The 20,423-nt window shown below is 73.8% G+C and carries 21 protein-coding genes; 13 read left to right on the top strand and 8 right to left on the bottom strand.

Annotated features, from left to right (window positions below; all coding sequences use genetic code 11):
• The first annotated feature begins 2 nt into the window (after nt 1-2).
• Genes AC2H4J_RS05125 through AC2H4J_RS05095 form a run of 7 tightly spaced genes read left to right on the top strand, consistent with a single transcriptional unit; the run spans nt 3 to nt 7,446 of the window.
• Complete coding sequence (locus AC2H4J_RS05125) at nt 3-866, top strand: methylenetetrahydrofolate reductase (protein ID WP_487463764.1); 864 nt, start codon at nt 3-5, stop codon at nt 864-866.
• Complete coding sequence (locus AC2H4J_RS05120) at nt 863-1,723, top strand: bifunctional 5,10-methylenetetrahydrofolate dehydrogenase/5,10-methenyltetrahydrofolate cyclohydrolase (RefSeq protein WP_487463763.1); 861 nt, start codon at nt 863-865, stop codon at nt 1,721-1,723. Before AC2H4J_RS05125 ends, AC2H4J_RS05120 begins: the two co-directional genes overlap by 4 nt.
• Nucleotides 1,723-3,543, top strand: a complete 1,821-nt coding sequence (pabB, locus tag AC2H4J_RS05115; RefSeq protein ID WP_487463762.1) for an aminodeoxychorismate synthase component I — start codon at nt 1,723-1,725, stop codon at nt 3,541-3,543. Before AC2H4J_RS05120 ends, pabB begins: the two co-directional genes overlap by 1 nt.
• Nucleotides 3,540-4,172: a cyclodeaminase/cyclohydrolase family protein gene (locus AC2H4J_RS05110; protein WP_487463761.1), complete on the top strand. Its 633-nt coding sequence runs from the start codon at nt 3,540-3,542 to the stop codon at nt 4,170-4,172. Before pabB ends, AC2H4J_RS05110 begins: the two co-directional genes overlap by 4 nt.
• Nucleotides 4,169-5,086 (top strand): dihydropteroate synthase, encoded by a 918-nt coding sequence (gene folP, locus AC2H4J_RS05105; RefSeq protein WP_487463760.1) that lies wholly within the window; start codon nt 4,169-4,171, stop codon nt 5,084-5,086. The genes AC2H4J_RS05110 and folP overlap by 4 nt, the downstream gene beginning before the upstream one ends.
• A complete protein-coding gene (locus AC2H4J_RS05100) occupies nt 5,083-6,573 on the top strand; it encodes an aldehyde dehydrogenase family protein (RefSeq protein WP_487463759.1) in 1,491 nt (496 codons plus the stop codon). The genes folP and AC2H4J_RS05100 overlap by 4 nt, the downstream gene beginning before the upstream one ends.
• A 3-nt stretch (nt 6,574-6,576) precedes the next feature.
• Nucleotides 6,577-7,446: an alpha/beta fold hydrolase gene (locus AC2H4J_RS05095; RefSeq protein ID WP_487463758.1), complete on the top strand. Its 870-nt coding sequence runs from the start codon at nt 6,577-6,579 to the stop codon at nt 7,444-7,446.
• 2 nt (nt 7,447-7,448) lie between these two features.
• Here the strand turns inward: AC2H4J_RS05095 and AC2H4J_RS05090 are convergent, their stop codons facing one another.
• Nucleotides 7,449-8,039 (bottom strand): 5-formyltetrahydrofolate cyclo-ligase, encoded by a 591-nt coding sequence (locus AC2H4J_RS05090; protein WP_487464350.1) that lies wholly within the window; start codon nt 8,037-8,039, stop codon nt 7,449-7,451.
• 118 nt (nt 8,040-8,157) lie between these two features.
• On the opposite strand from AC2H4J_RS05090, the gene AC2H4J_RS05085 reads away from it, so the two are divergent.
• A complete protein-coding gene (locus AC2H4J_RS05085) occupies nt 8,158-8,967 on the top strand; it encodes an alpha/beta hydrolase family protein (RefSeq protein WP_487463757.1) in 810 nt (269 codons plus the stop codon).
• On the opposite strand, the gene AC2H4J_RS05080 is transcribed toward AC2H4J_RS05085, so the two are convergent.
• The 6 genes from AC2H4J_RS05080 to pcaH all read right to left on the bottom strand — a co-directional run bounded on the left by AC2H4J_RS05080 (nt 8,964) and on the right by pcaH (nt 13,677).
• Nucleotides 8,964-9,599, bottom strand: coding sequence for a dihydrofolate reductase family protein (locus tag AC2H4J_RS05080; RefSeq protein WP_487463756.1), 636 nt, complete (start codon nt 9,597-9,599; stop codon nt 8,964-8,966). The genes AC2H4J_RS05085 and AC2H4J_RS05080 overlap by 4 nt on opposite strands.
• A 73-nt stretch (nt 9,600-9,672) precedes the next feature.
• A complete protein-coding gene (gene pcaC / locus AC2H4J_RS05075; protein WP_487463755.1) occupies nt 9,673-10,074 on the bottom strand; it encodes a 4-carboxymuconolactone decarboxylase in 402 nt (133 codons plus the stop codon).
• Complete coding sequence (gene pcaD, locus AC2H4J_RS05070; RefSeq protein WP_487463754.1) at nt 10,071-10,850, bottom strand: 3-oxoadipate enol-lactonase; 780 nt, start codon at nt 10,848-10,850, stop codon at nt 10,071-10,073. Before pcaD ends, pcaC begins: the two co-directional genes overlap by 4 nt.
• Entirely contained in the window at nt 10,847-12,169 is a 1,323-nt protein-coding gene (gene pcaB / locus AC2H4J_RS05065; RefSeq protein WP_487463753.1) for a 3-carboxy-cis,cis-muconate cycloisomerase, read from the bottom strand. The genes pcaD and pcaB overlap by 4 nt, the downstream gene beginning before the upstream one ends.
• A 28-nt stretch (nt 12,170-12,197) precedes the next feature.
• Nucleotides 12,198-12,851 carry a protocatechuate 3,4-dioxygenase subunit alpha gene (gene pcaG, locus AC2H4J_RS05060; RefSeq protein ID WP_487463752.1) on the bottom strand — a complete coding sequence of 218 codons (654 nt, stop codon included), beginning with the start codon at nt 12,849-12,851 and terminating at the stop codon, nt 12,198-12,200.
• Nucleotides 12,852-12,930: 79 nt separating this feature from the next.
• On the bottom strand, nt 12,931-13,677 hold the full coding sequence (pcaH, locus tag AC2H4J_RS05055; RefSeq protein WP_487463751.1) for a protocatechuate 3,4-dioxygenase subunit beta: 747 nt from the start codon (nt 13,675-13,677) through the stop codon (nt 12,931-12,933).
• Between the two features lie 70 nt (nt 13,678-13,747).
• Here pcaH and AC2H4J_RS05050 point away from each other — a divergent pair, with 70 nt between their 5' ends.
• From AC2H4J_RS05050 to AC2H4J_RS05030, 5 genes are all read left to right on the top strand, one after another.
• Nucleotides 13,748-14,524 carry an IclR family transcriptional regulator gene (locus AC2H4J_RS05050; protein WP_487463750.1) on the top strand — a complete coding sequence of 259 codons (777 nt, stop codon included), beginning with the start codon at nt 13,748-13,750 and terminating at the stop codon, nt 14,522-14,524.
• A gap of 49 nt (nt 14,525-14,573) precedes the next feature.
• Nucleotides 14,574-15,746 (top strand): 4-hydroxybenzoate 3-monooxygenase, encoded by a 1,173-nt coding sequence (locus tag AC2H4J_RS05045; RefSeq protein ID WP_487463749.1) that lies wholly within the window; start codon nt 14,574-14,576, stop codon nt 15,744-15,746.
• A gap of 26 nt (nt 15,747-15,772) precedes the next feature.
• Entirely contained in the window at nt 15,773-17,188 is a 1,416-nt protein-coding gene (locus tag AC2H4J_RS05040; RefSeq protein WP_487463748.1) for a DUF2252 domain-containing protein, read from the top strand.
• Between the two features lie 125 nt (nt 17,189-17,313).
• Nucleotides 17,314-18,489 carry an acyl-CoA dehydrogenase family protein gene (locus tag AC2H4J_RS05035; protein ID WP_487463747.1) on the top strand — a complete coding sequence of 392 codons (1,176 nt, stop codon included), beginning with the start codon at nt 17,314-17,316 and terminating at the stop codon, nt 18,487-18,489.
• 7 nt (nt 18,490-18,496) lie between these two features.
• Complete coding sequence (locus AC2H4J_RS05030; protein WP_487463746.1) at nt 18,497-19,645, top strand: acyl-CoA dehydrogenase family protein; 1,149 nt, start codon at nt 18,497-18,499, stop codon at nt 19,643-19,645.
• On the opposite strand, the gene AC2H4J_RS05025 is transcribed toward AC2H4J_RS05030, so the two are convergent.
• Nucleotides 19,646-20,422 (bottom strand): SDR family oxidoreductase, encoded by a 777-nt coding sequence (locus tag AC2H4J_RS05025; RefSeq protein WP_487463745.1) that lies wholly within the window; start codon nt 20,420-20,422, stop codon nt 19,646-19,648. It lies immediately after the preceding gene.
• Nucleotide 20,423 lies beyond the last annotated feature (1 nt).

Here is a 20,423-nt window from a genome sequence, read left to right as displayed (position 1 = left end):
ACATGAACCGCGCCCTGACCGCCCGCGACTCGACCACCCGCGCCTCCCTCCGGAGCGCCTTCGAGAACCTCGGCTACGAGGTCATCCCGTTCAAGAAGACCGAGGAGCAGGTCCTCGCCAATGTGCCGAAGGACGTGCGGCTGACCGTCACCGCCTCCCCGGCCAAGGGCCAGGACGCCACCGTCGACCTCACGGTGAAGCTCGCCGGCCACGGGTATTCGGTGGCGCCCCACCTCTCGGCACAGCAGGTACGGGACCGGGCGCACCTGGCCGACCTCGTCGCCCGCTGCCGGGAGGCCGGCATCACCGACGTCTTCGTCGTCGGGGGCGACCCGACCGACACACCCACCGAGTTCAAGCACGCGCACGACCTGCTCGTCGCCCTGCACGAGCTCGACCACGGCTTCACCGACATCGGCATCGGCGGCCACCCCGAGGGCCACCCGGCCGTGTCCGACGAGGTGCTGTTCCAGGCGCTCAAGGACAAGGCGGAGCTCGCCACCCACATCAAGACGCAGATCGTGTTCGATCCACGGGTGATCCTGAACTGGTCCCGGGAGCTCAAGCGCCGCGGCATCGACCTCCCCGTGCAGGTCGGGGTGCCGGGGGCCGTCCACCGGCAGAAGCTGCTCCGCGTCTCCGGCAGCCTGGGGATCGGCGCGTCCGCCGGGTTCCTCAAGAAGCAGCAGAACCTCTTCTGGCGCTTCTTCGTGCCCGGCGGCTACAACCCGGCGAAGATCATCAAGGGGCTGGCGCCGCACATCGGCAAGCCGGACAACACCCTCGACGGGTTCCACATCTTCACGTTCAACGACCTGCACTCGACGGAGGCCTGGCGGAAGAAGACGCTCGAGGCGCTCGCGTGACCGCGCGCCTCATCGACGGCACCGCCGTCGCCCGGCGGGTGCGCGAGGACGTGGCGCGCGGTGTGGAGAAGCTGCTCGCGGACGGCGGCACGCCACCCGGCCTGGCCACGGTGCTCATCGGCGACGACCCGGCGTCGGAGGTCTACGTCCGCAACAAGCGCCGTCTCAGCGTCGAAGCCGGGATGCTCGACCAGCACCGGCACCTGCCCGGCGACGTCGACCAGGACACCGCCGCCGCGCTGCTCGCCGAGCTGGCGGCCGACCCTGCGGTCTCCGGGATCCTGCTGCAGCTGCCCACCCCCGGGCAGCTGGACTCCGACGCGCTGATCGCCGGCATCCCGGCCGAGAAGGACGTCGACGGGCTGACCACGCTCAACGCGGGCCGCCTCATGCAGGGACGGCCGGGACTGCGGCCCTGCACGCCGGCCGGTGTCATGACGCTGCTCGACGAGTACGACGTCCCCCTGCAGGGGGTGGAGGCCGTGGTCGTCGGCCGGTCGCCGCTCGTCGGGAAGCCCATGGCCCAACTGCTGCTCGGCCGGCACGCGACGGTGACGACGTGCCACTCCCGCACCCGCGACGTCGCGGAGGTGTGCCGCCGCGCCGACGTCCTCGTGGTGGCCGCCGGCATCCCGGGGCTCATCGGCGCCGACGCGGTCAAGCCGGGTGCGACCGTCATCGACGTCGGCATCCACCGCGGCGAGACCGGTCTGCGCGGGGACGTGCAGTTCGACGAGGTCGCGGAGGTGGCCGGCCTGATCACCCCGGTTCCCGGCGGGGTCGGACCGATGACGATCGCGATGCTGCTGGCCAACACGCTCACCGCCGCCCGGGTACAACAGGGCATCGGGGACTGATGGACGGGCAGCCGTGGGCCCGGTTCGACGACCTCGACGCCGGCGAGGCGCTGCTCTGCCCGCCGCCGTCCCGGATCCTGACCGCGGCACGGCCCGAGGACGTCCCCGGCGTCCTGCAGGAGGTGCACGACGCGACCGAGGCGGGCAGCTGGGCGTTCGGGTACGTGGCGTACGAGGCCGCCGCCGGCCTGGACGCCCACCTGCCCGGCGGCCCCTCCTCCCCCGGCGAGCCACCGCTGGTCTGGTTCGGGCTGTGCGGCGAACCGGCCCGGGTGGAGGTGCTCGCCCCGCCCGCCGAGGCCGTGTCGCCGAGCCCCCCGTGGCGCCCGGACTGGACCGATGGCGAGCACGCACGAGCGGTCGCCGCCGTGCGGGAGCACATCGCGGACGGCGAGACCTACCAGTGCAATCTGACCGACCGGCTGCGGTCCCGCCTGACCGGGGACCCTCTGGACCTCTACGCCCGGCTCGCGCTCGCCCAGCGCGGCGCCTACAACGCCTATCTCGACCTCGGCCCGCACGTCGTCGCCAGCGCGAGCCCGGAGCTGTTCTTCGAGTGGGCCGGGGACGTGGTCCGGACACGGCCGATGAAGGGCACCGCGCGTCGCGGCCGGACCACCGCCGAGGACCGGGAGCAGAGCCGCGTCCTGCGCTCCAGCAGCAAGGAGCAGGCCGAGAACCTGATGATCGTCGACCTGCTCCGCAACGACCTCAGCCGGGTGGCCGAGATCGGCAGCGTGGTGGTCGACGAGCTCTTCGCCCTGGAGCGGTACCCGACCGTCTGGCAGATGACCTCGCAGGTCAACGCCCGGGTCCGGCCGGGGACCGGGCTGCTCGACCTGTTCGGCGCGCTGTTCCCCTGCGGATCGGTCACCGGCGCGCCGAAGCAGCGGACGATGCAGCTGATCGACGAGCTCGAGCCGACGCCGCGCGGCGTCTACTGCGGAGCGGTCGGGCTGGTGGCTCCCCCGACCGCCCCGTTCCGGGCCCGCTTCAACGTCGCCATCCGGACCGTCGTGGTCGACCGCGGCACCGGCGACGCGGTGTACGGGGTCGGGGGCGGCATCACGTGGGGCTCCGAGGCGGTCCCGGAACGCGCGGAGATCCACGCCAAGGCCGCCGTCCTCGACCACGACGTGACCGAGCACCGGCTGCTGGAGACGCTGGGGTTCGTCCCGGCCGAGGGGCTGCGCAATCTCGACGGCCATCTCGCCCGGATGGCCGACTCAGCCGACTGGACCGGATTCCGGTTCGACCGCGCCGCCGTCCTGGACGCCGTGACCCGGGCCGTCTCCGGCCGGTCCACCCCTGCGCGGGTCCGGATCCTGGGCTCCCGGGACGGCGACGTCGACGTCGAGCTGAGCGCCATGCCCCCCGCCGGCACCGGGCCGGTGGCTCTGGCGCTGGACGACGATCCGGTGGACGCCACCGACCCGTGGCTCCAGCACAAGACGACCCGGCGCGACGTCTACCTGACGCGGGCCCTCCGGCATCCGGACGCCGACGACGTCGTCCTGGTCAACGAGCGCGGCGAGCTGACCGAGACCACGACGGCGAACCTCGTCCTGCGCATCGGGGGCCGGTGGTGGACCCCGCCCACGACGTCGGGCTGCCTGCCGGGCGTGGAGCGCGGCCGGCTGCTGGCCGCCGGCCGCCTGCACGAGCGCGTCCTGACCGTTCCGGACCTGGACGCCGCGGAGCGGCTGGCGGTGCTCAACTCGCTGCGCGGCTGGCGGGCGGCCCGGCTGGTCGCCGACCGCGCGCCTGCCGGGAAGCGGGGCACGGTGACCGTCGGGCGTGCCTCCGGAGGGAACTCGTGAGCGGGACCGAGCAGGACCTCGACGACCAGTCGCTCGGCGACTTCCTGGGGCAGCTGGCCGCCCGCATGGCCGCCCCGGGGGCCGGCGCCACGGCCGCCGTGGAGGCCGCGCTGTCCGCCTCGCTCGTGGCGATGGTCGGACGCTTCACCACCGACGAGGAGCACGCCCGGCTGGTGGGCGAGATCGTGGCGGCAGCCGATGCGCAGCGGGACGCGTGCCTCGCGGCCGCCGCCGACGACGAGGCCGCGTTCTCGGCGGTCGCCGAGGCGATGAAGCTGCCCCAGGACACCGCGGAGGAGAAGGCGGCCCGCCGACGTCGGCTCTCCGCGGCCTCGCTCCACGCCACCGAGCCCCCGCTGGCCGTCCTCCGGTCGGCCGCCGAGCTCGTGACGCTCGCGGCACGCGTCCTGCCTGTCGCCAACCCCAACCTGGTCAGTGACGTCGCGGCGGCCACCGCCGCCGCCCGCGCCGCCGCCACGACGGCGCGGCTGTCGGTCGAGGCGAACCTCCCCGGCATCGACGACCAGGCCGCCCGCGACGACCTCGCCACCGCCGTCGGGGTGGTCGAGGACCTGGCGCGACGGGCGGACGACGTCGAGGCCGCGGTCCGCGAGCGGATGCGCCGGTGACCGCCGCCGTCCCGTCGATCGCGCGGCCCGGCCGCTGCGTCGTCATGGGGATCCTCAACGTCACGCCGGACTCGTTCTCCGACGGTGGCCGCTACGACTCGCTCGACGCCGCGGTCGCGCACGGGCTGGAGCTGGCGGCAGCCGGCGCGGACTACGTCGACGTCGGCGGCGAATCGACCCGGCCCGGCGCCGGGCGCGTGGCTCCCGAGGAGGAGCGCCGGCGGGTCCTGCCCGTGGTCACCGCACTGGCCGGGCAGGGGGTCGCGGTCAGCATCGACACCACCCGGGCGTCGGTGGCCACCGCCGCCCTCGACGCGGGAGCGGTGCTGGTCAACGACGTCAGCGGCGGACTCGCCGACCCCGGCATGGCCCCGGCCGTCGCCGACGCCGGTGTCCCCTGGGTGCTCATGCACCGGCGGGGCGACAGCCGCGACATGTACGCCCGGGCTACCTACGACGACGTGGTGTCCGACGTGCGCCGCGAGCTGTGCCGACGCGTGGACGCCGCGCTGTCGGCCGGGGTCGCCGCGGAGCGGATCGTCGTGGACCCGGGTCTGGGTTTCGCCAAGCAGCCCGAGCACGACCTCACACTCCTGGCGGCCCTGGACCGGATCGCCGAGCTGGGCTTCCCCGTCCTGGTCGGCGCCTCCCGCAAGCGCTTCCTCGGCGCGCTGCTCGCCTCGCCGGACGGCCTCCCCCGGCCACCGGCCGGACGGGACCACGCCACCGTCGCGACCACGGTGCTCGCCGCAGCCGCGGGCGCATGGGGCGTGCGTGTCCACGACGTGGCGGGCAGCGTGGACGCCGTGCGGGTGGTCGCCGCCACCGCCGGAGCACCGGCACCTCGGACTCTGGCGCTGACGGCGCCAGCAAGGGAAGAACTCGGACACACAGAGAGGTGGCGATCCGCATGACGGACACGATCAGCACGACGGCCCCGGTGACGACGGGGCTCTACATCGGCGGGCAGGAGCGGTCCACGCAGGACGTGCTCGAGGTCGTCGACCCGGCCCGGCCGGGCGTCGTCGTCGGCACCGCGGCGGCGGCGTCGAAGGACGACGTGGCGGACGCGGTCGCGGCGGCGAAGGCGGCCTTCCCGGCGTGGTCGGCACTCTCGGCCGCCGAGCGGGCGGCTCAGATGGCCGCCGCCATCGAGGGGATCGCGGACGAGCGCGACGAGGACGCGCGGGTGCTCTCGCTGGAGAACGGCAAGATCCGCATGGAGGCCTGGATCGACGCGCTGGTCTTCGAGATCCGGTGGCAGCTCGCCCTGTCCCTCGCCGACGAGGTGGAGCAGAGCAAGGTGCTGCCGCCCGCCCCCGGCATCCCGGTCGAGACGACGGTGGCCTACCAGCCGATCGGCGTGGTGACCGTGATCGTGCCGTTCAACTGGCCGATCGCGATCCTCGCCGCCGCGCTCCCCCACGCCCTGCTGGCCGGCAACACCGCGATCGTCAAGCCGCCGCCCTCGACGCCGCTGGCGACCACCCGGCTGGTGCAGCGGGTGGCGGAGAAGCTGCCGCCGGGCGTGCTCAACGTGGTGACCGGCCGGGATCCCGAGATGGCCGGCCTGATCGACAACCCCGACGTCGCCAAGGTCTGCTTCACCGGCAGCGTCAACGGCGGCAAGCGGATCATGGAGATGGCCGCGCGCAGCCTCACCCGGGTCACCCTGGAGCTGGGCGGCAACGACCCCGCCATCATCCGCGAGGACGCCGTCCTCGACGACGACCACCTCGACCGGCTGTTCGGCGCGATCTACGACACCACCGGCCAGATCTGCATGAACGCCAAGCGCCTGTACGTGCACCGGTCGCGCATGGACGAGCTGGTGGCCGGGCTGTCGGCACGGCTGGAGAAGGTCGTCCTCGGCCACGGTCTGGCCGAGGGGACGACGATGGGGCCCCTGCACCAGCCCGCGCAGAAGGCGTTCGTGTCGGAGATCGTCGAGGAGGCGAAGTCCTCCGGCGCGACGGTCCTGGAGTTCGGCGAGCTGCCCGGCGGGGAGTTCGCCGAGGGCAACTTCCTGCGCCCGGCCATCGTGGTCGACCCCGACCCGTCGCTGCGGGTCGTCACCCAGGAGCAGTTCGGCCCGGTGATCCCGGTGATCCCGTTCGACGACGACGCCGACGCGGTGCGGCTGGCGAACGACACCTGGGCCGGGCTGTGCGCGTCGGTTTGGACCGCCGACCCCGACACGGCGACCCGGCTGGGCAACCAGCTGGAGTGCGGCTACGTCTGGGTCAACGACCACGGCGCCGCCCGGCTGGACCTGCGTGCTCCCTTCGGTGGCATGAAGCACTCGGGGATGGGTCGCGAGCAGGGCATCGAGGGAGTGCGGGCCTTCCAGGACACCCGCTCGATCGCGCATCCCCGCCCGGCCGAGGCAGCCGGGCACTGAGTCGTGCCCTCGCGCAGCGCCTCCGTCGACGGCTTCTCCCTCGCCTACGACCGGACCGGCAGCGGGCCACCCGTGGTGCTCCTCCACGGGTGGCCCGGCGGCCGCTCGGACTTCCGGCTGGTGGCGCCGTTGCTGGCCGACGCCGCGGACGTCGTCGTCCCGGACCTCCGGGGGTTCGGGGAGTCCGACACGCACCCGGTCGCGCCCGACGAGGGGTACACCGGCGATGCCCAGGCGCGCAGCGTGACCGGCCTGCTGGACGAACTGGGACTCGACCGGGTCGTGCTGGCGGGATACGACATCGGCGCCCGCATCGCCCAGGTCGTCGCCGCCCGGTCGCCGGAGCGGGTGCGGGCGCTGGTGCTCACGCCGCCCCTGCCCGGCGCCGGGCAGCGGCTGCTGGACCCGGCCGTCGTGACCGAGTTCTGGTACCAGAATTTCCACCGCACGGGCCTGCCCGAGCGGCTGCTGGACGGCGACCGGGACGCCGTCCGGACCTACCTGGAGCACTTCTGGACCCACTGGTCCGGCCCGTCCTTCACGCCGGCGGCCGCGGACCTCGACCGGCTCGCCGACGGCTACGCGCGGCGGGGGGCCTTCACCGCGTCGATCGGCTGGTACCGGCAGGGCCCGGGCATCCTCGCCCGCGGCCTGGCCGAGGGGGCACCGGACCCCGCGGACCGGCTCGCCGTCCCGACGCGCGTCCTCTGGCCGGCACACGACCCGCTGTTCCCGGCGGCGTGGGCGGACCGGCTCGACGAGTTCTTCAGCGACGTCACGGTGACGCCGCTGCCGGACTCCGGTCACTTCGTCCCGATCGAGGCACCGGACGCCTTCGCCGCGGCGATCCGGGGGGCTCTCGGCGAGGGCTGAGCTCACGCCGGGACGAAGTCCTCCCAGCCACCGGACGGCGTGACCACGGCGGTCACCGGCCGGTCGTGGACCTCGCGCGGGAGCCGGTCGACCCGCTCGTCGTCGAACACGATGGTGACGAGGACGGCGTCCGGGCGGGCGTGGACGAGCGCGCGGTCGTAGTACCCGCCACCGCGGCCCAGCCGGATGCCGAAACGGTCGACGGCCAGCGCCGGGACGACGACGGCGTCCGCGGCCGCGAGGGCGGTGGGGCCCAGCCGCGGCCCGACCGGGTGGGACAGCCCGAACCGGCCGACCTCCAGCTCGCCCGAGTCCTCCGCCCAGTCCAGGATCCGCCCCCGCGACGGGATGACGGGGAGCAGGACCCGGGCGCCGAGCTGCGCGAACGCGGCCGGCAGCCGGCCGGATCCCGGTTCGGCGGGGTCCGGGACGAAGGCGGCCAGCGTGCCGACCCCCGTCAGCTTCTCGAGCAGGGCGGCGACGATCGCGTCGGCGGCGGCCGCGCGCTCGGCCGGCGTGCGGGCGAATCGGCGGACGAGGAGGTCGGCGCGCAGCTCGTCCTTGGCCACCGCGGGCTGGTCGACGGGTTCCATCACCCCGGCAGCCTAGGAGAAGAGCACCGACGACCGCCGGCGTTCCGCGGCCCGACCAGGCATGGTTACCTGACGTCGTCCTGCTCGATCCCTGGCCGCCCGGAGGCTGACCCCCGCGATGTCGGAGACGGAGAGCGGCCAGTCGCTGGCGTCCTGGCTCGTGGGCCTGCGCGCCTGGGACGCCGAGCGGGCGGTCGCGTCCACCCCGGCCACGGTGCCCTACGGCGACCACCCGGATCAGGTCGCGGATCTCTGGCTGCCGCCCGAGGACGCGCTGCCGCTCACCGGTGTCCCGCCGCTGGTGGTCAGCATCCACGGCGGCTACTTCATGGCGCCCTACCGGCGTGACCTGCACGTGCCGATCGTGCATGAGCTGGTGCGGCGCGGCTTCGCCGTCTGGAACGTGGAGTACCGGCGCAGCGGCACCGGCGGCGGGCTGCGCGAGACGACGGCCGACGTGTGGGCCGCGGTCGACGCGCTGCCGCCCACCGCGGGGCAGGTCGCCGTCTTCGGGCACTCGGCCGGCGGCTACCTGGCCGAGACGCTGGCCACCCACCCACGGGTCGACCTCGTCGTCCCGCTGGCCGGGGTCATGGATCTCGCCGGCGTGGTCCGGGCCGGCTGGGACGGCGGCGCCGTCACCGAGTGGCTCGGGGCCGGGCCGGACGAGGACCCCGGCACCTATGCGGCCGCAGGCCTCATGCACCGGTTGCCGACCGGCACCGCGCGGGTGCTGATCCACGGCACGGCCGACAGCACGGTCGGCGTCGAGCAGTCCCGCGCCTTCGCCGCGGCCGCGGCCGACGCCGGCGACCCCACCGACCTGATCGAGCTCGAGGGCGAGGGGCACTACGCCTTCCTGGACCCCCGCCAGCCCGCGTTCGAGACGCTGTGCAGCGTGCTCGAGCGCTGGCGCCGGCAGGGCTAGAGACCCCGGTCCGGCGCGCTCATGTCCCCCGTCGCGGGCGTGCCCTCGGCGAGCCCGTAGCGCAGGAGGACCGAGCCCTTCGGCCCGGCGAACGGCTGTTCCAGCAGGGTGAGGTTGGTGGGCACCGTGCCACCCTCGAACACCTTCTTGCCGACGCCGAGGGTGATCGGGTGCACCCAGAGGTCGAGCCGGTCGAAGAGCTTCTCGCGCAGCAGGGTCTGCACGAAGTCGAGGCTGCCGACGACCTTGACGTGCTCGTGCCGGTCCCGGATCTCCCGCACGGCCGCGGGCAGATCCGGGCCGAGCCGTGAGGACCCGGCCCAGGGGAGGTCGGGAGTCCCGCGCGACGCCACGTACTTCGGGATGCTGTTGAACAGGGTGGCGATCGCGTTGTCCTCGCCGCCCTCGGCGTGCGGCCAGTACGAGGCGAAGATGTCGTAGGTCTTCCGGCCGAGCAGGAGTGCGTCCGTCTGCTCGTACGCGGCCATGATCTGTTCCCCGGCGACGTCGTCCATCAGCGGCGCCTGCCAGCCGCCGAACGGGAAGCCGCCGTCCGGATCCTCCTCGGGGCCGCCGGGCGCCTGCCCGACGAGGTCGAGGGTCGCGAAGAGCTCGATCTCGATGAGTCCCATGCCGGACAGACCTGCGAGCGGCCAGGAACTCATCGCTGTGCGCCGCGCAGCTCAGGACATGGAGTCGCGGAGCTCAGGACATGGAGTCGCGGAGCTCCTCCAGGATCGGCGCCGCCACCTTGAACGCGTGGTTGGCCGCGGGCACGCCGGCGTAGATCGCCGCGTGCTGGATGACCTCGGCGATCTCCTCGTCGGTGAGGCCGTTGTTCTTCGCCGCCCGCACGTGCAGGGCGAACTCCTCCCAGTGCCGCAGCGCGATCGTGATCGACAGCGTCATCAGGCTGCGGTCGCGTCGGGCGAGGCCCGGCCGCTGCCAGAGGTCACCCCACGCGGTGCGGGTGATGAAGTCCTGGAAGTCGGCGGTGAACGGGGTCGTGTGGGCGACGGCGCGGTCGACGTGCGCGTCGCCGAGCACCTCGCGCCGGGTGCGCATGCCTGCCTCGCGGCGCTCGTCGTCGGTCCGTGGCTCGGTCATCGGGTGCCCCCTGCGGTGTCGAAGTGGCTCAGCAGCGCGCCGGTGACCTGCCCGGGCTGCTCGAGGTTCGCCAGGTGGGCGCCCGGGCTCACGGTGAGCAGCTCCGCACCGGGGATCGCGTCGGCGATCAGCTGCTGGTGCGCCGGCGGCAGTGCCAGGTCCTCGCGGCCGGCGACGACGAGCGTCGGCACCGAGATGCGGGCGAGGTCCGCGACGAGGTCGACGCTCGCGACCACCTCGCAGCAGGACGCGTATCCCTCGTCGTCGGCCCCGGCGATCATCGCCTCCAGGCGCGCCACCAGCTCGGGGTGCTGCGCCGCGTACTCCGGCGTCAGCCACCGGGCGGCCACGGCCGGAGCGAGCGGCGCGGTGCCACCGGCCCGGACGGTTGCTGCCCGGTCGAGGAAGGGCTGCGGGTCGGGCCTCGCCGACGTGCACAGGAGCGCCAGCCGGTCGAGGCGCTGCGGCTCGCGCACCGCCAGCCGCAGGGCGGTCATCCCGCCCAGCGACAGCCCGGCGACGTGCGCCCGCGGCGCTCCGACCTCGTCGAGCAGCGCCATCAGGTCGTCGACGAGGTCGTCCTGCGTGTACGGGCCGCCCGGCGCAGGGGATTCGCCGTGCCCGCGGGTGTCGTACGTGACCACCCGGAACCGCTCGGCCAGCTCCGGTACCTGGGGGTCCCACATGGCGCGGGTGGCGCCCAGGGAGTGGGACAGGACGACGACGGGTGCGTCGGCCGGTCCGGCGACGGTGTAGCTGACTGCAACGGCGGTCATCCGGTTCCCTCGGTCAGCCGGGCGTGGTCGGCGAGGACGGCGTCCACCTGCGCGCCCGCCTCCCCGGTGTCGGAGGCGCCCGGAAGCAGGGCCGCGACGTCGACGTCGGCACGCTCGGCGACGACGTCGGCCAGCGGCCGGCCGGTCGCGGCGGCCGACCGGACGGCGTCGGCGGCGGCGTCGTGGGCGGCGCCCCGACCGAGCGACGGCGTCAGGGCCTCGGCCAGCGCGCCCGCCAGTTCCGGGTCCCGGGCCGCGGCGACCGCGGCGGCCATCCGTGCGGTGTCCGGCCGGAGCCCGTCGAGGCTCTCGGCCAGCCAGGCGGCGGCCGAGCCCACGGTGGTCAGCAGCGTCGTCAGCGTGGGCCACTCGCTGTGCCACGCGCCCGCGGCCCGCTCGTGCTCCTGCTCCATGGCGCCGAAGAGCGTGCCCACCAGCCCGGGCGCGCGCCGGGCACAGGCCCGCGCGGAGATCGCGGCGACCGGGTTGTGCTTGTGCGGCATCGCCGACGAGCCGCCGCGGGCGCCTCCCTCGCTGACCTCGGCGACCTCCGTCTGCGCCATCAGCACGATGTCGACGGCGACCGTCGCCACCACCCCCGCCGCAGCACCGAGCGCGCCGGCCAGGTCGGCGATCGGCAGCCGGACGGTGTGCCAGGGCGCCGGGGTGTCGGCGAGGCCGAGCTCCGCCGCGAACGCCGTCCGGACGACGACGCCGGAACCGCCGCCGGCGGCCAGCGTCCCCACCGCCCCGCCGTACTGCACCGGCAGCGAGGCCACCACCTCGGCCAGCCGCAGGCGGGCGCCGTCGAGGCCGGCGAGCCAGCCGGCGGCCTTCAGCCCGAACGTCGTCGGCAGGCCCTGTTGCATCAGGGTGCGGCCCATGACCACGTCGTCCCGGTGCGTCTGCGCCAGGCGAGCCGCCGCCGCGGCGGCTGCGGTGAGGTCGCCGTCGATGGCCGAGATCGCGTTCCGGGCGAGCAGCACGAGCGCGGTGTCCACGATGTCCTGGCTGGTCGCGCCCACGTGCACGGCGACGGCGTCCCGCTCCCCCACCGCGTCCTGCAGCGCGCGCACCAGCGGCGGCACCGGGTTGCCGGCGTCCGCGGCCTTCGCCACCACGGTCGCGAGATCCAGCCGGCCGGGATCGGCGCAGACTGCGGTCACCGCATCGGCGGCCGTCCGTGGCACCAGGCCGGCCGTCGCGGCGGCGCGGGCCAGCGCCGCCTCGGCGGCCAGCAGGGCGCGGAACCAGGCGTCGTCCGAGACGGCGACGGCTGCACCGCCGCGCGCGAACGTGCCGTCGAAGAGCCCCGTCATCCGTGCAGCGCCGTCGTCACGGAGCACTTCATACCGCGAAGAACACCGTCTCGCGGTCACCCTGCAGGTAGAGGTCCAACCGGTAGCCGTCGTCGGTCTTCTCCGCGACCAGGGTGGCGCGCTGCTCGGGCGACAGCCCGCGCAGGACGACGTCCTCGGCGTTCGCCTCCGCCTCGTCGGCGAAGTAGATCCGCGTGACGACGCGGTCGAGGATCCCGCGCGCGAACAGCGACACGTCGATGTGCGGCGCCTGCAGCCCACCCTCGCCGTCGGGCACGCGGCCGGGCTTGAGGGTGAAGATGCCGAACTCACCGGGCGGGTCGACCGTCTGCGCGCGGGCGTAGCCGCGGAACCCCGGGTAGGTCGAGGCGCCGCGCGGGTCCTCCGGCGACGGGAAGCCGCCGTCGGGGTCGGCCTGCCACGTCTCGACCATCGCATCCGGGACGACCTCGCCGGCGCCGTCGAACACGCGGCCGCGGATCCAGATCCCGCCGTCGGTGCCCTCCTTCGCGGCCCAGATGCCGTCGGGCCAGGTGAGCCCGATCGCCAGGTAGGGGCCGACGGTGGCGCTCGGCGTGGGACCGAGCCGGAACGGGTCGGTCAGGAAGCCGCTCCCCCGCTGCCCGGAACGGGGCTGGTACGGCTCCGTGACGTCCGGGACGTCCAGCGGGTTCACGGTCATGCGACACCTCCAGCGCGATTCCGCGCCTCGTTCCGCTCCTCGGTCGCTAGCGCTCCCTGCGATGCTCGCTCGGCTGTCATCACGCCACGTCTCCGTCGTCCTCGGTCTCGAACGGCGTCTGGTCGGTCCCGCGCAGCACGATGTCCCACTCGAACGCCAGGGCCCAGTTGTCCTGGGTGCGCTCGAGGGAGTACCGGCTGATCGTCCGGGGCCGCGCCGCCGCGGGGATTGCGTTGTAGATCGGGTCCTGGCCGAAGAGCGGGTCGTCCGGGAAGTACATCTGCGTGACCAGCCGCTGGGTGAATGCACGGCCGAAGAGGCTGAAGTGGATGTGCGCCGGCCGCCAGGCGTTGTGGTGGTTGCCCCACGGGTAGGCGCCGGGCTTGATCGTCAGGAACTCGTAGCGGCCCAGGCTGTCGGTGACCACCCGGCCGAGCCCGTCGAAGTGCGGGTCCAGCGGTCCGGGGAAGGAGTCGACCGCGTGGCGGTAACGGCCGGCCGAGTTCGCCTGCCACACCTCGACCAGGGCGTTGGGCACCGGACGGCCGTCGCTGTCGAGCAGGCGGCCGAACACGAGGATCCGCTGACCCAGTGCCTCACCGCCGTTGCGCAGCGTCAGGTCGGCGTCCTGGGGCAGCACCCTGTCCTCGCCGAGCACCGGACCGGTGACCTCGGTGAGCCGCTGCGGCAGGTCGACCGGCGTGCGCAGCGGCGCCCGCAGCGCAGTGCTCCGGTAGTTGGGGAAGCCGACGGGTGTGCGCATCTCGGCCGCTTCGCGGTAGTACTGCGGAAGGTGCAGGCCGCTCGCCGTGGTCGTCCCGGTCATGCCGGGACAGTACGTGCGGCGGGCTATCGTGCCCAAGGGGGACCTTCCACCCAGTGAAAGAGGAGCGTCGATGGCCGGCCGCAGCACGACACCCGGCCGATCGGTGACCTCGCGAGCACTCGCGATCCTCGACGCCTTCGACGCCACCAGCCCGCGACTGTCCCTCTCCGAGATCGCCGACCGATCCGGCACCCCGCTGACGACGGCCCACCGCCTGCTCGCCGAGCTGACCGGGTGGGGAGCCCTGGCGCGACGCGCGGACGGCCGCTACGAGATCGGGGCCAAGCTCTGGGACCTCGGCCTGCTCGCCCCGGTCCAGCTCGAGCTGCGCCAGGTCGCGGCGCCGTTCCTGATGGACGTGCACACGACCATCCGCGACACCGTCCACCTCGCCGTCCGGGACGGGCTCAGCGCGCTCTACGTCGAGCGGGTCTCCGGCCGCGAGTCGGTACCGGTCGTCAGCTCCGTGGGCAGCCGGCTGCCGCTGCACGCCACCGGCGTCGGCAAGGTGCTGCTCGCGGCGGCCCCTCCGGAGGTGGAGCAGGAGGTGCTGCGCTCGCTCAGCCGGGTCACCCGACACACCGTGGTCGACCCCGGCCGGTTGCGCCGCGAGCTGACCGAGGTGCGGCGACGGCACTACGCCCGGACGTCGGAGGAGATGTCCCCGGGCGCCGCCTCCCTGGCCGTGCCCGTGCAGGTCGACCGGCCGCGCGGGCCGATCGTCGTCGCCGCGCTCGGCATCGTCGTCCCCCCACAGCGTCGCGACGTCGCCCGCCTCGTCCCCGTGCTCGAGGTCGCCGCCCGCGGCATCGGGCGGGAGCTGGCGCGCACGCGGGACTTCCACTGACCGGAAGATCCCGGTTCCCACCGGCGCGGACGCTGGTCACACTCGGTCCGTGCGCACCCAGGTAGGCATCATCGGCGCGGGCCCCGCCGGCCTGCTCCTGTCCCGGCTCCTCTTCCTCCAGGGCGTCGACAACGTCGTCCTGGAGAACCGGTCACGCGACTACGTCGAGGCCCGCATCCGCGCCGGCATCCTCGAGCAGCACACCGTCGACACCCTGACGGCGGCGGGCGTGGGCGACCGGCTGCAGCGCGAGGGCCTGGAGCACCGCGGCATCTACCTGCAATACCCCGGGACGCGGCACAAGCTGGACTTCCCGGAGCTCTGCGGGCGCACGGTCTGGGTCTACGGACAGACCGAGGTCACGAAGGACCTCATCAAGGCCCAGCTGGACGGCGGTCCGCCGCTGCTGTTCGAGGTGTCCGACGTGGCACCTGCAGACGTCGACACGGACCACCCGAAGATCCGGTTCACCGACGCCGACGGCAACGCCCAGGTGCTCGAGTGCGACGTGATCGCCGGCACCGACGGCTTCCACGGGGTCTCCCGCCCGGTCGTCCAGCAGCGCTCCGGCGGCCGGGTCTGGGAGCGCACCTACCCCTACGCCTGGCTCGGCATCCTCGCCGACGCCGCCCCGGCGACCGACGAGCTCATCTACTCCTGGCACCCCGAGGGCTTCGCGCTCTACTCCATGCGCTCGCCCAGGGTCTCGCGGCTGTACCTGCAGGTCGATCCGTCCGAGAAGATCGAGGACTGGTCCGACGACCGCATCTGGGACAACCTCGCGACCCGGTTCACCCTCGACGGGTGGGAGATCAACACCGGCCCGATCACCGAGAAGTCGGTGCTCCCGATGCGCTCCTTCGTCAGCGCGCCGATGCGCCGCGGCCGGCTCTTCCTCGCCGGCGACGCCGCGCACATCGTGCCGCCGACCGGCGCCAAGGGACTCAACCTCGCCGCCGCCGACGTCACGCTGCTCGCCTCGGCCCTGGTCCGGCTGCTGCAGGAGAAGCAGAGCGACCTCGTCGACAGCTACTCGGACCGCGCGCTGGCCCGTGTGTGGCGGTGCACCCACTTCTCGTGGTTCATGACCTCGATGCTGCACCGCTCCGGCGACGACTTCGACGCCGAACTCCAGCTCTCGCAGTTGCGCCGGGTGGTCGCCTCGGAGGCCGCCGCCCGTGAGCTGGCGGAGAACTACACCGGGCTGCCGCTCGACCTCTGACGACGCCGTCATCGACACTCTGTGCCATGGCACACGGCGCCCGACGGCACACGGTCCTCGCCGCGACCGACGCGACGGGGTTCGCGTCGCTGGGGCACACCGCCACCCCCCGCGCGGAGCGCTACGCGATCGGGCGGGGGCTCCGTGAGCGGGTGCCGCGCTCGGCGCTGGCCGGGTGGGACCCGGACGACCGGCGGGCCGATCCCGTGCAGCAGGTCATCGCGAGCAACGAGGGCCGGGTGGCCCGGCTGGTCCCGGTGCGGATCGGGCGGATGGCCGCCAGTCCGTTCGCGTTCCTCCGCGGTGCGGCGGGCGTGATGGCGGAGGACTTCTCCGGGCTGCCGGCCACGGGCATCACACCGGTGATCTGCGGGGACGCCCATCTGAGCAACTTCGGCTTCTACGCCTCGCCCGAGCGCGACCTCGTCTTCGACCTCAACGACTTCGACGAGGCCCATCCCGGCGCCTGGGAGTGGGACCTGCGCCGGCTGATCGCCAGCGTGCACGTCGCCGGACGGCAGAACGGCGCCTCCGAGGAGGAGTGCGGGGCCGCCGTCACCCGCTGCGTCCGCTCCTACCGGGAGCACCTGTCCCACCTCGCGGGGCAGCCGCTGCTCGAGCGCGCCTACGAACGGCTGAACGTCGACCGGCTGCACCGCACTGCCGCGGGGGCCGGCCGGCGGGCGCTCGAGAACGCCGCGGTCCGGGCCCGGAAGCGCACCAGCGACCGCGCCCTCCCCCGCTTCACCGAGCAGCGCGACGGCGGGCTGCGGCTGGTGGAGGAACCGCCGCTGATCACCCGGCCGGACCCGGCGCAGTACGAGCGCATCGTCGCCGCCCTCGACGAGTACCTACAGACGCTGCGGACGCAGTGGGCCGTCATCGTCGGCGGCTACCGGCTGGTCGACATCGCGCACAAGGTGGTGGGGGTGGGCTCGGTCGGGCTGCGTGCCTACATCGCACTGTGCGAGGGCTCCGGTTCGGACGACCTGCTGTTCCTGCAGCTGAAACAGGCGCGGCGGTCCGTCGTCGCGCCGTATGTGCACGGCGACTCGGCCTGGCACGACCACCAGGGGCAGCGCGTCGTGGAGTACCAGCAGGCGCTGCAGACGGTCAGCGATCCACTGCTCGGCTGGACGACCGTCGGCGAGCGGCAGTACTACGTGCGCCAGTTCCGCGACATGAAGGGCGCCGTCATCGTCGACGGCATCGACGCCGCGGCGCTGGCCGACTACGCCGGCGTCTGCGGGCTGCTGCTCGCGAAGGGGCATGCGCGCACCAGCGGCGCGTCGATGATCACCGGCTACCTCGGCCGGGGCGACAAGGCCGACGTCGCCCTCGCCACCTTCGCGCGGCGCTACGCCGACCAGACCGAACGCGACCACGCCGCCCTCCTCGCGGCGGTCGACCGGGGGTTGCTGCCCTGCGAGAGCGGCGTCTGACCCGGGGTCGGGAGGGACCGGGCGAGGCTCCGGTTACCGGCGGGTAGCAGATGTGGGATCGTCGGGGTGACCCGACGCGACGGCGGCACCACCAGGACGTGTCCGCCGTCAGGAAATGAGGACCGATGCGGTTGCAGCTGTCCCCGGAGCTCGAGGCCTTCCGGGAGGAGATGCGCACCTTCTTCACCACGCAGGTGCCGCAGGAGATCCGCGACACCGTCGCGGCCCACCGGCACGTCTCCAAGGAGCAGTACATCGAGACCCAGCGGGTGCTGAACGCCGCCGGTCTCGCGGTGCCGCACTGGCCGGTGGAGTGGGGCGGGAAGGACTGGACGCCGCTGCAGCGCCACATCTGGCGCGAGGAGATGCAGCTGGCCAACGTGCCGGAGCCCCTGGCGTTCAACGCGAGCATGATCGGCCCGGTCATCGCCGCCTTCGGCAACCAGGAGCAGAAGGAACGCTTCCTGGCCAAGACGGCGAACCTCGACATCTGGTGGTGCCAGGGCTTCTCCGAGCCCGACGCCGGCTCCGACCTCGCCTCCCTGCGCACCACCGCCGTCCGCGACGGCGACGACTGGGTGGTCAACGGCCAGAAGACGTGGACGACGCTCGGCCAGCACGCCGACTGGATCTTCTGCCTCGTCCGCACGGACCCGACCGCCGAGAAGAAGCAGCGCGGCATCTCGCTGCTGGTCTTCCCGATGGACTCCCCCGGCGTCACCCTGCGGCCGATCGAGCTGATCGACGGCGGCTTCGAGGTCAACGAGGTGTTCTTCGAGGACGTCCGGGTGCCCCCCGAGAACCTGATCGGCGAGGAGAACCAGGGCTGGACGATGGCGAAGTTCCTGCTCGGCAACGAGCGGGTCGGCATCGCGCGGGTCGGCGCCACCAAGCGGATGCTGGCCCAGGCCAAGGAGCACGCCCGCTCGATCACCGTCGACGGCCGGACGCTGGCCGACGACCCGATCATGGCCAACCGCATCGCGGCGATCGAGAACGAGCTGCTGGCCCTGGAACTCACCGCCCTGCGGGTCGTCGCCGACTCCGCGGGCGGCAAGCAGAACCCCGCCTCGTCGGTGCTCAAGCTGCGCGGCTCCGAGCTGCAGCAGGCGGCCACCGAGCTGATGGTCGACCTCGCGGGCCCGCTGTCGCTGGCCTCGTTCGCCGAGGAGGGCTCCGAGGTGCCGGACTGGGCGCGGGTGGCCACGCCGCACTACCTGAACTACCGCAAGGTCTCCATCTACGGAGGCTCCAACGAGGTGCAGCGCACCATCATCGCCGGCTCGATCCTGGGGTTGTGAGACAACCGTGAACTTCGACTACGACAGCGAGCAGAACGACCTCCGGGACGCAGTCCGCGGCCTGCTGGCCCGGGCCTACGCCGACAGCGAGGCGCGCCGGGGGGTCGTCAAGGCCGACCCCGGCTTCGACGAGAAGACCTGGTCGCGGCTGGCCGAGATGGGCCTGCTGGGTCTCCCCTTCGCGGAGGAGGACGGTGGCATGGGCGCCGGCCCGGTCGAGGTGGCGATCGTCGCCGAGGAGATCGGGCGGGTGCTGGCGCCCGAGCCGTTCATCGAGACCGTCGTCCTGGCCGGTGGCCTCGTCGCGGCCGTCGGCACGGCCGAGCAGAAGGGCGAGGTACTCGGCGGCATCTCCGAGGGGACGACGATCGCCGTCTTCGCGCACGCCGAGCCCGGCACCCGCTGGACGGCGAGCGCGGCGGGCGTCACCGCCACGCAGAGCGGCGACGGCTGGACGCTGAGCGGCGTCAAGGAGCCGGTGCCCAGCGGCGCCCGGGCCGATGTCCTGGTCGTCTCCGCGGTGGTCGACGGCGGCACCGGCCTGTTCCTGGTGCAGGGGGACGCCGAGGGCCTGACCCGCACCGGCTACCGCACGCACGACGGCACGCGGGCGGCCCACATCCGGTTCGACGGCACGCCGGCGGTGGCCCTCGGCGAGGGCGGCGACGCGACGGCGGAGATCGAGAAGGCGCTGGCGGTGGCCCGGATCGCCTACGCCCACGAGGCCCTGGGCGCCATGGACACCGCGCTGCGCACGACCACCGAGTACCTGAAGACGCGCAAGCAGTTCGGCGTCACCATCAGCAAGTTCCAGGCCCTGACCTTCCGGGCCGCGGACATGTACGTGTCGCTGGAGCTGGCCCGCAGCATCGCCCTGTGGGCGTCGATGGTGGCCGACGCCGGCGGCGACGTCGTCCAGGCCGCCGACCGCGCCCGGCTGCAGATCAGCCGCGCGAGCCGGCACATCGGCAAGGAGGCCATCCAGCTGCACGGCGGCATCGGCGTGACGGCGGAGTACTCCGTGGGGCACTACACGAGCCGGCTCACCGCGATCGACCACCTGCTCGGCGACGGCGACTGGGCGCTGGCCCGGCTCGCCGAGAACGTCGCGGGCTACGAGACGGTCGACCCGCTGGGCGCGCCGTACTCCGGCTGATCACCGGGCCAACCGGCTCACCACGAGCCGGTTGGCCCAGTCGGGCGTCACCGCCGACGCCGCAGCCATCAGCTGGGTCTGCCGGCCCACGGCACGGTGCGGGCCCGGAAGGAACCGGCGGCGCTCGTGCACGACCTTCCACGCCGCGGCGGCGACGTCGCCGGCCGTCAGCCGCACGCCCAGGTGGGCGACGCTGGTGGCCCGGCGGCCGTCGCGCCTGACCATCTCGGTGTCGACGAACAGCGGCAGCAGACTGCGCACGCGGACGCCGCTCCCCCGCCACTCGATGTCCAGCGCCTCGGTCAGCGACTTCACGGCGGCCTTCGTCGCCCCGTAGGTCGCCAGGGTCGGCTGCCCGTAGAGGGCGGATGCGGAACAGAGGTTGAGCAGCAGGCTGCCCGGCGACCGGCGCAGGTAGGCGTGGCCGGCCAGGCTGCCGTTGACGACGCCGGTGACGTTCACGTCGACCATCCGCTGCTGCGCGTCGGCGGACAGCTCGGCGAACGGGCCGGACGCCAGGACGCCGGCGTTGTTCACCAGCACGTCCAGCCCGCCGTCGCCGCTGAAGGCGCGCAGCGCCTCGTCCCACTGGCCGGCGTCGCGGACGTCGAGGCTGCCGTGCACGGCCGAGGCGCGCCCGCCCGCAGCCTCGGCCACCGCGTCGGCGTCCACGTCGAACAGGCCGACCCGCCAGCCGCGGGACAGGAAGAGCTCCGCGGTCGCCCGGCCGATGCCTCGGCCGGCGCCACTGATGAAGATGCTGCGGGGACCCGTCACC

The sequence above is a fragment of the Blastococcus sp. OS1-29 genome (assembly GCF_057628075.1).
The sequence above is the reverse complement of the archived record's forward strand: the minus strand, read 5'-3'. Positions and strand labels throughout refer to the sequence as shown.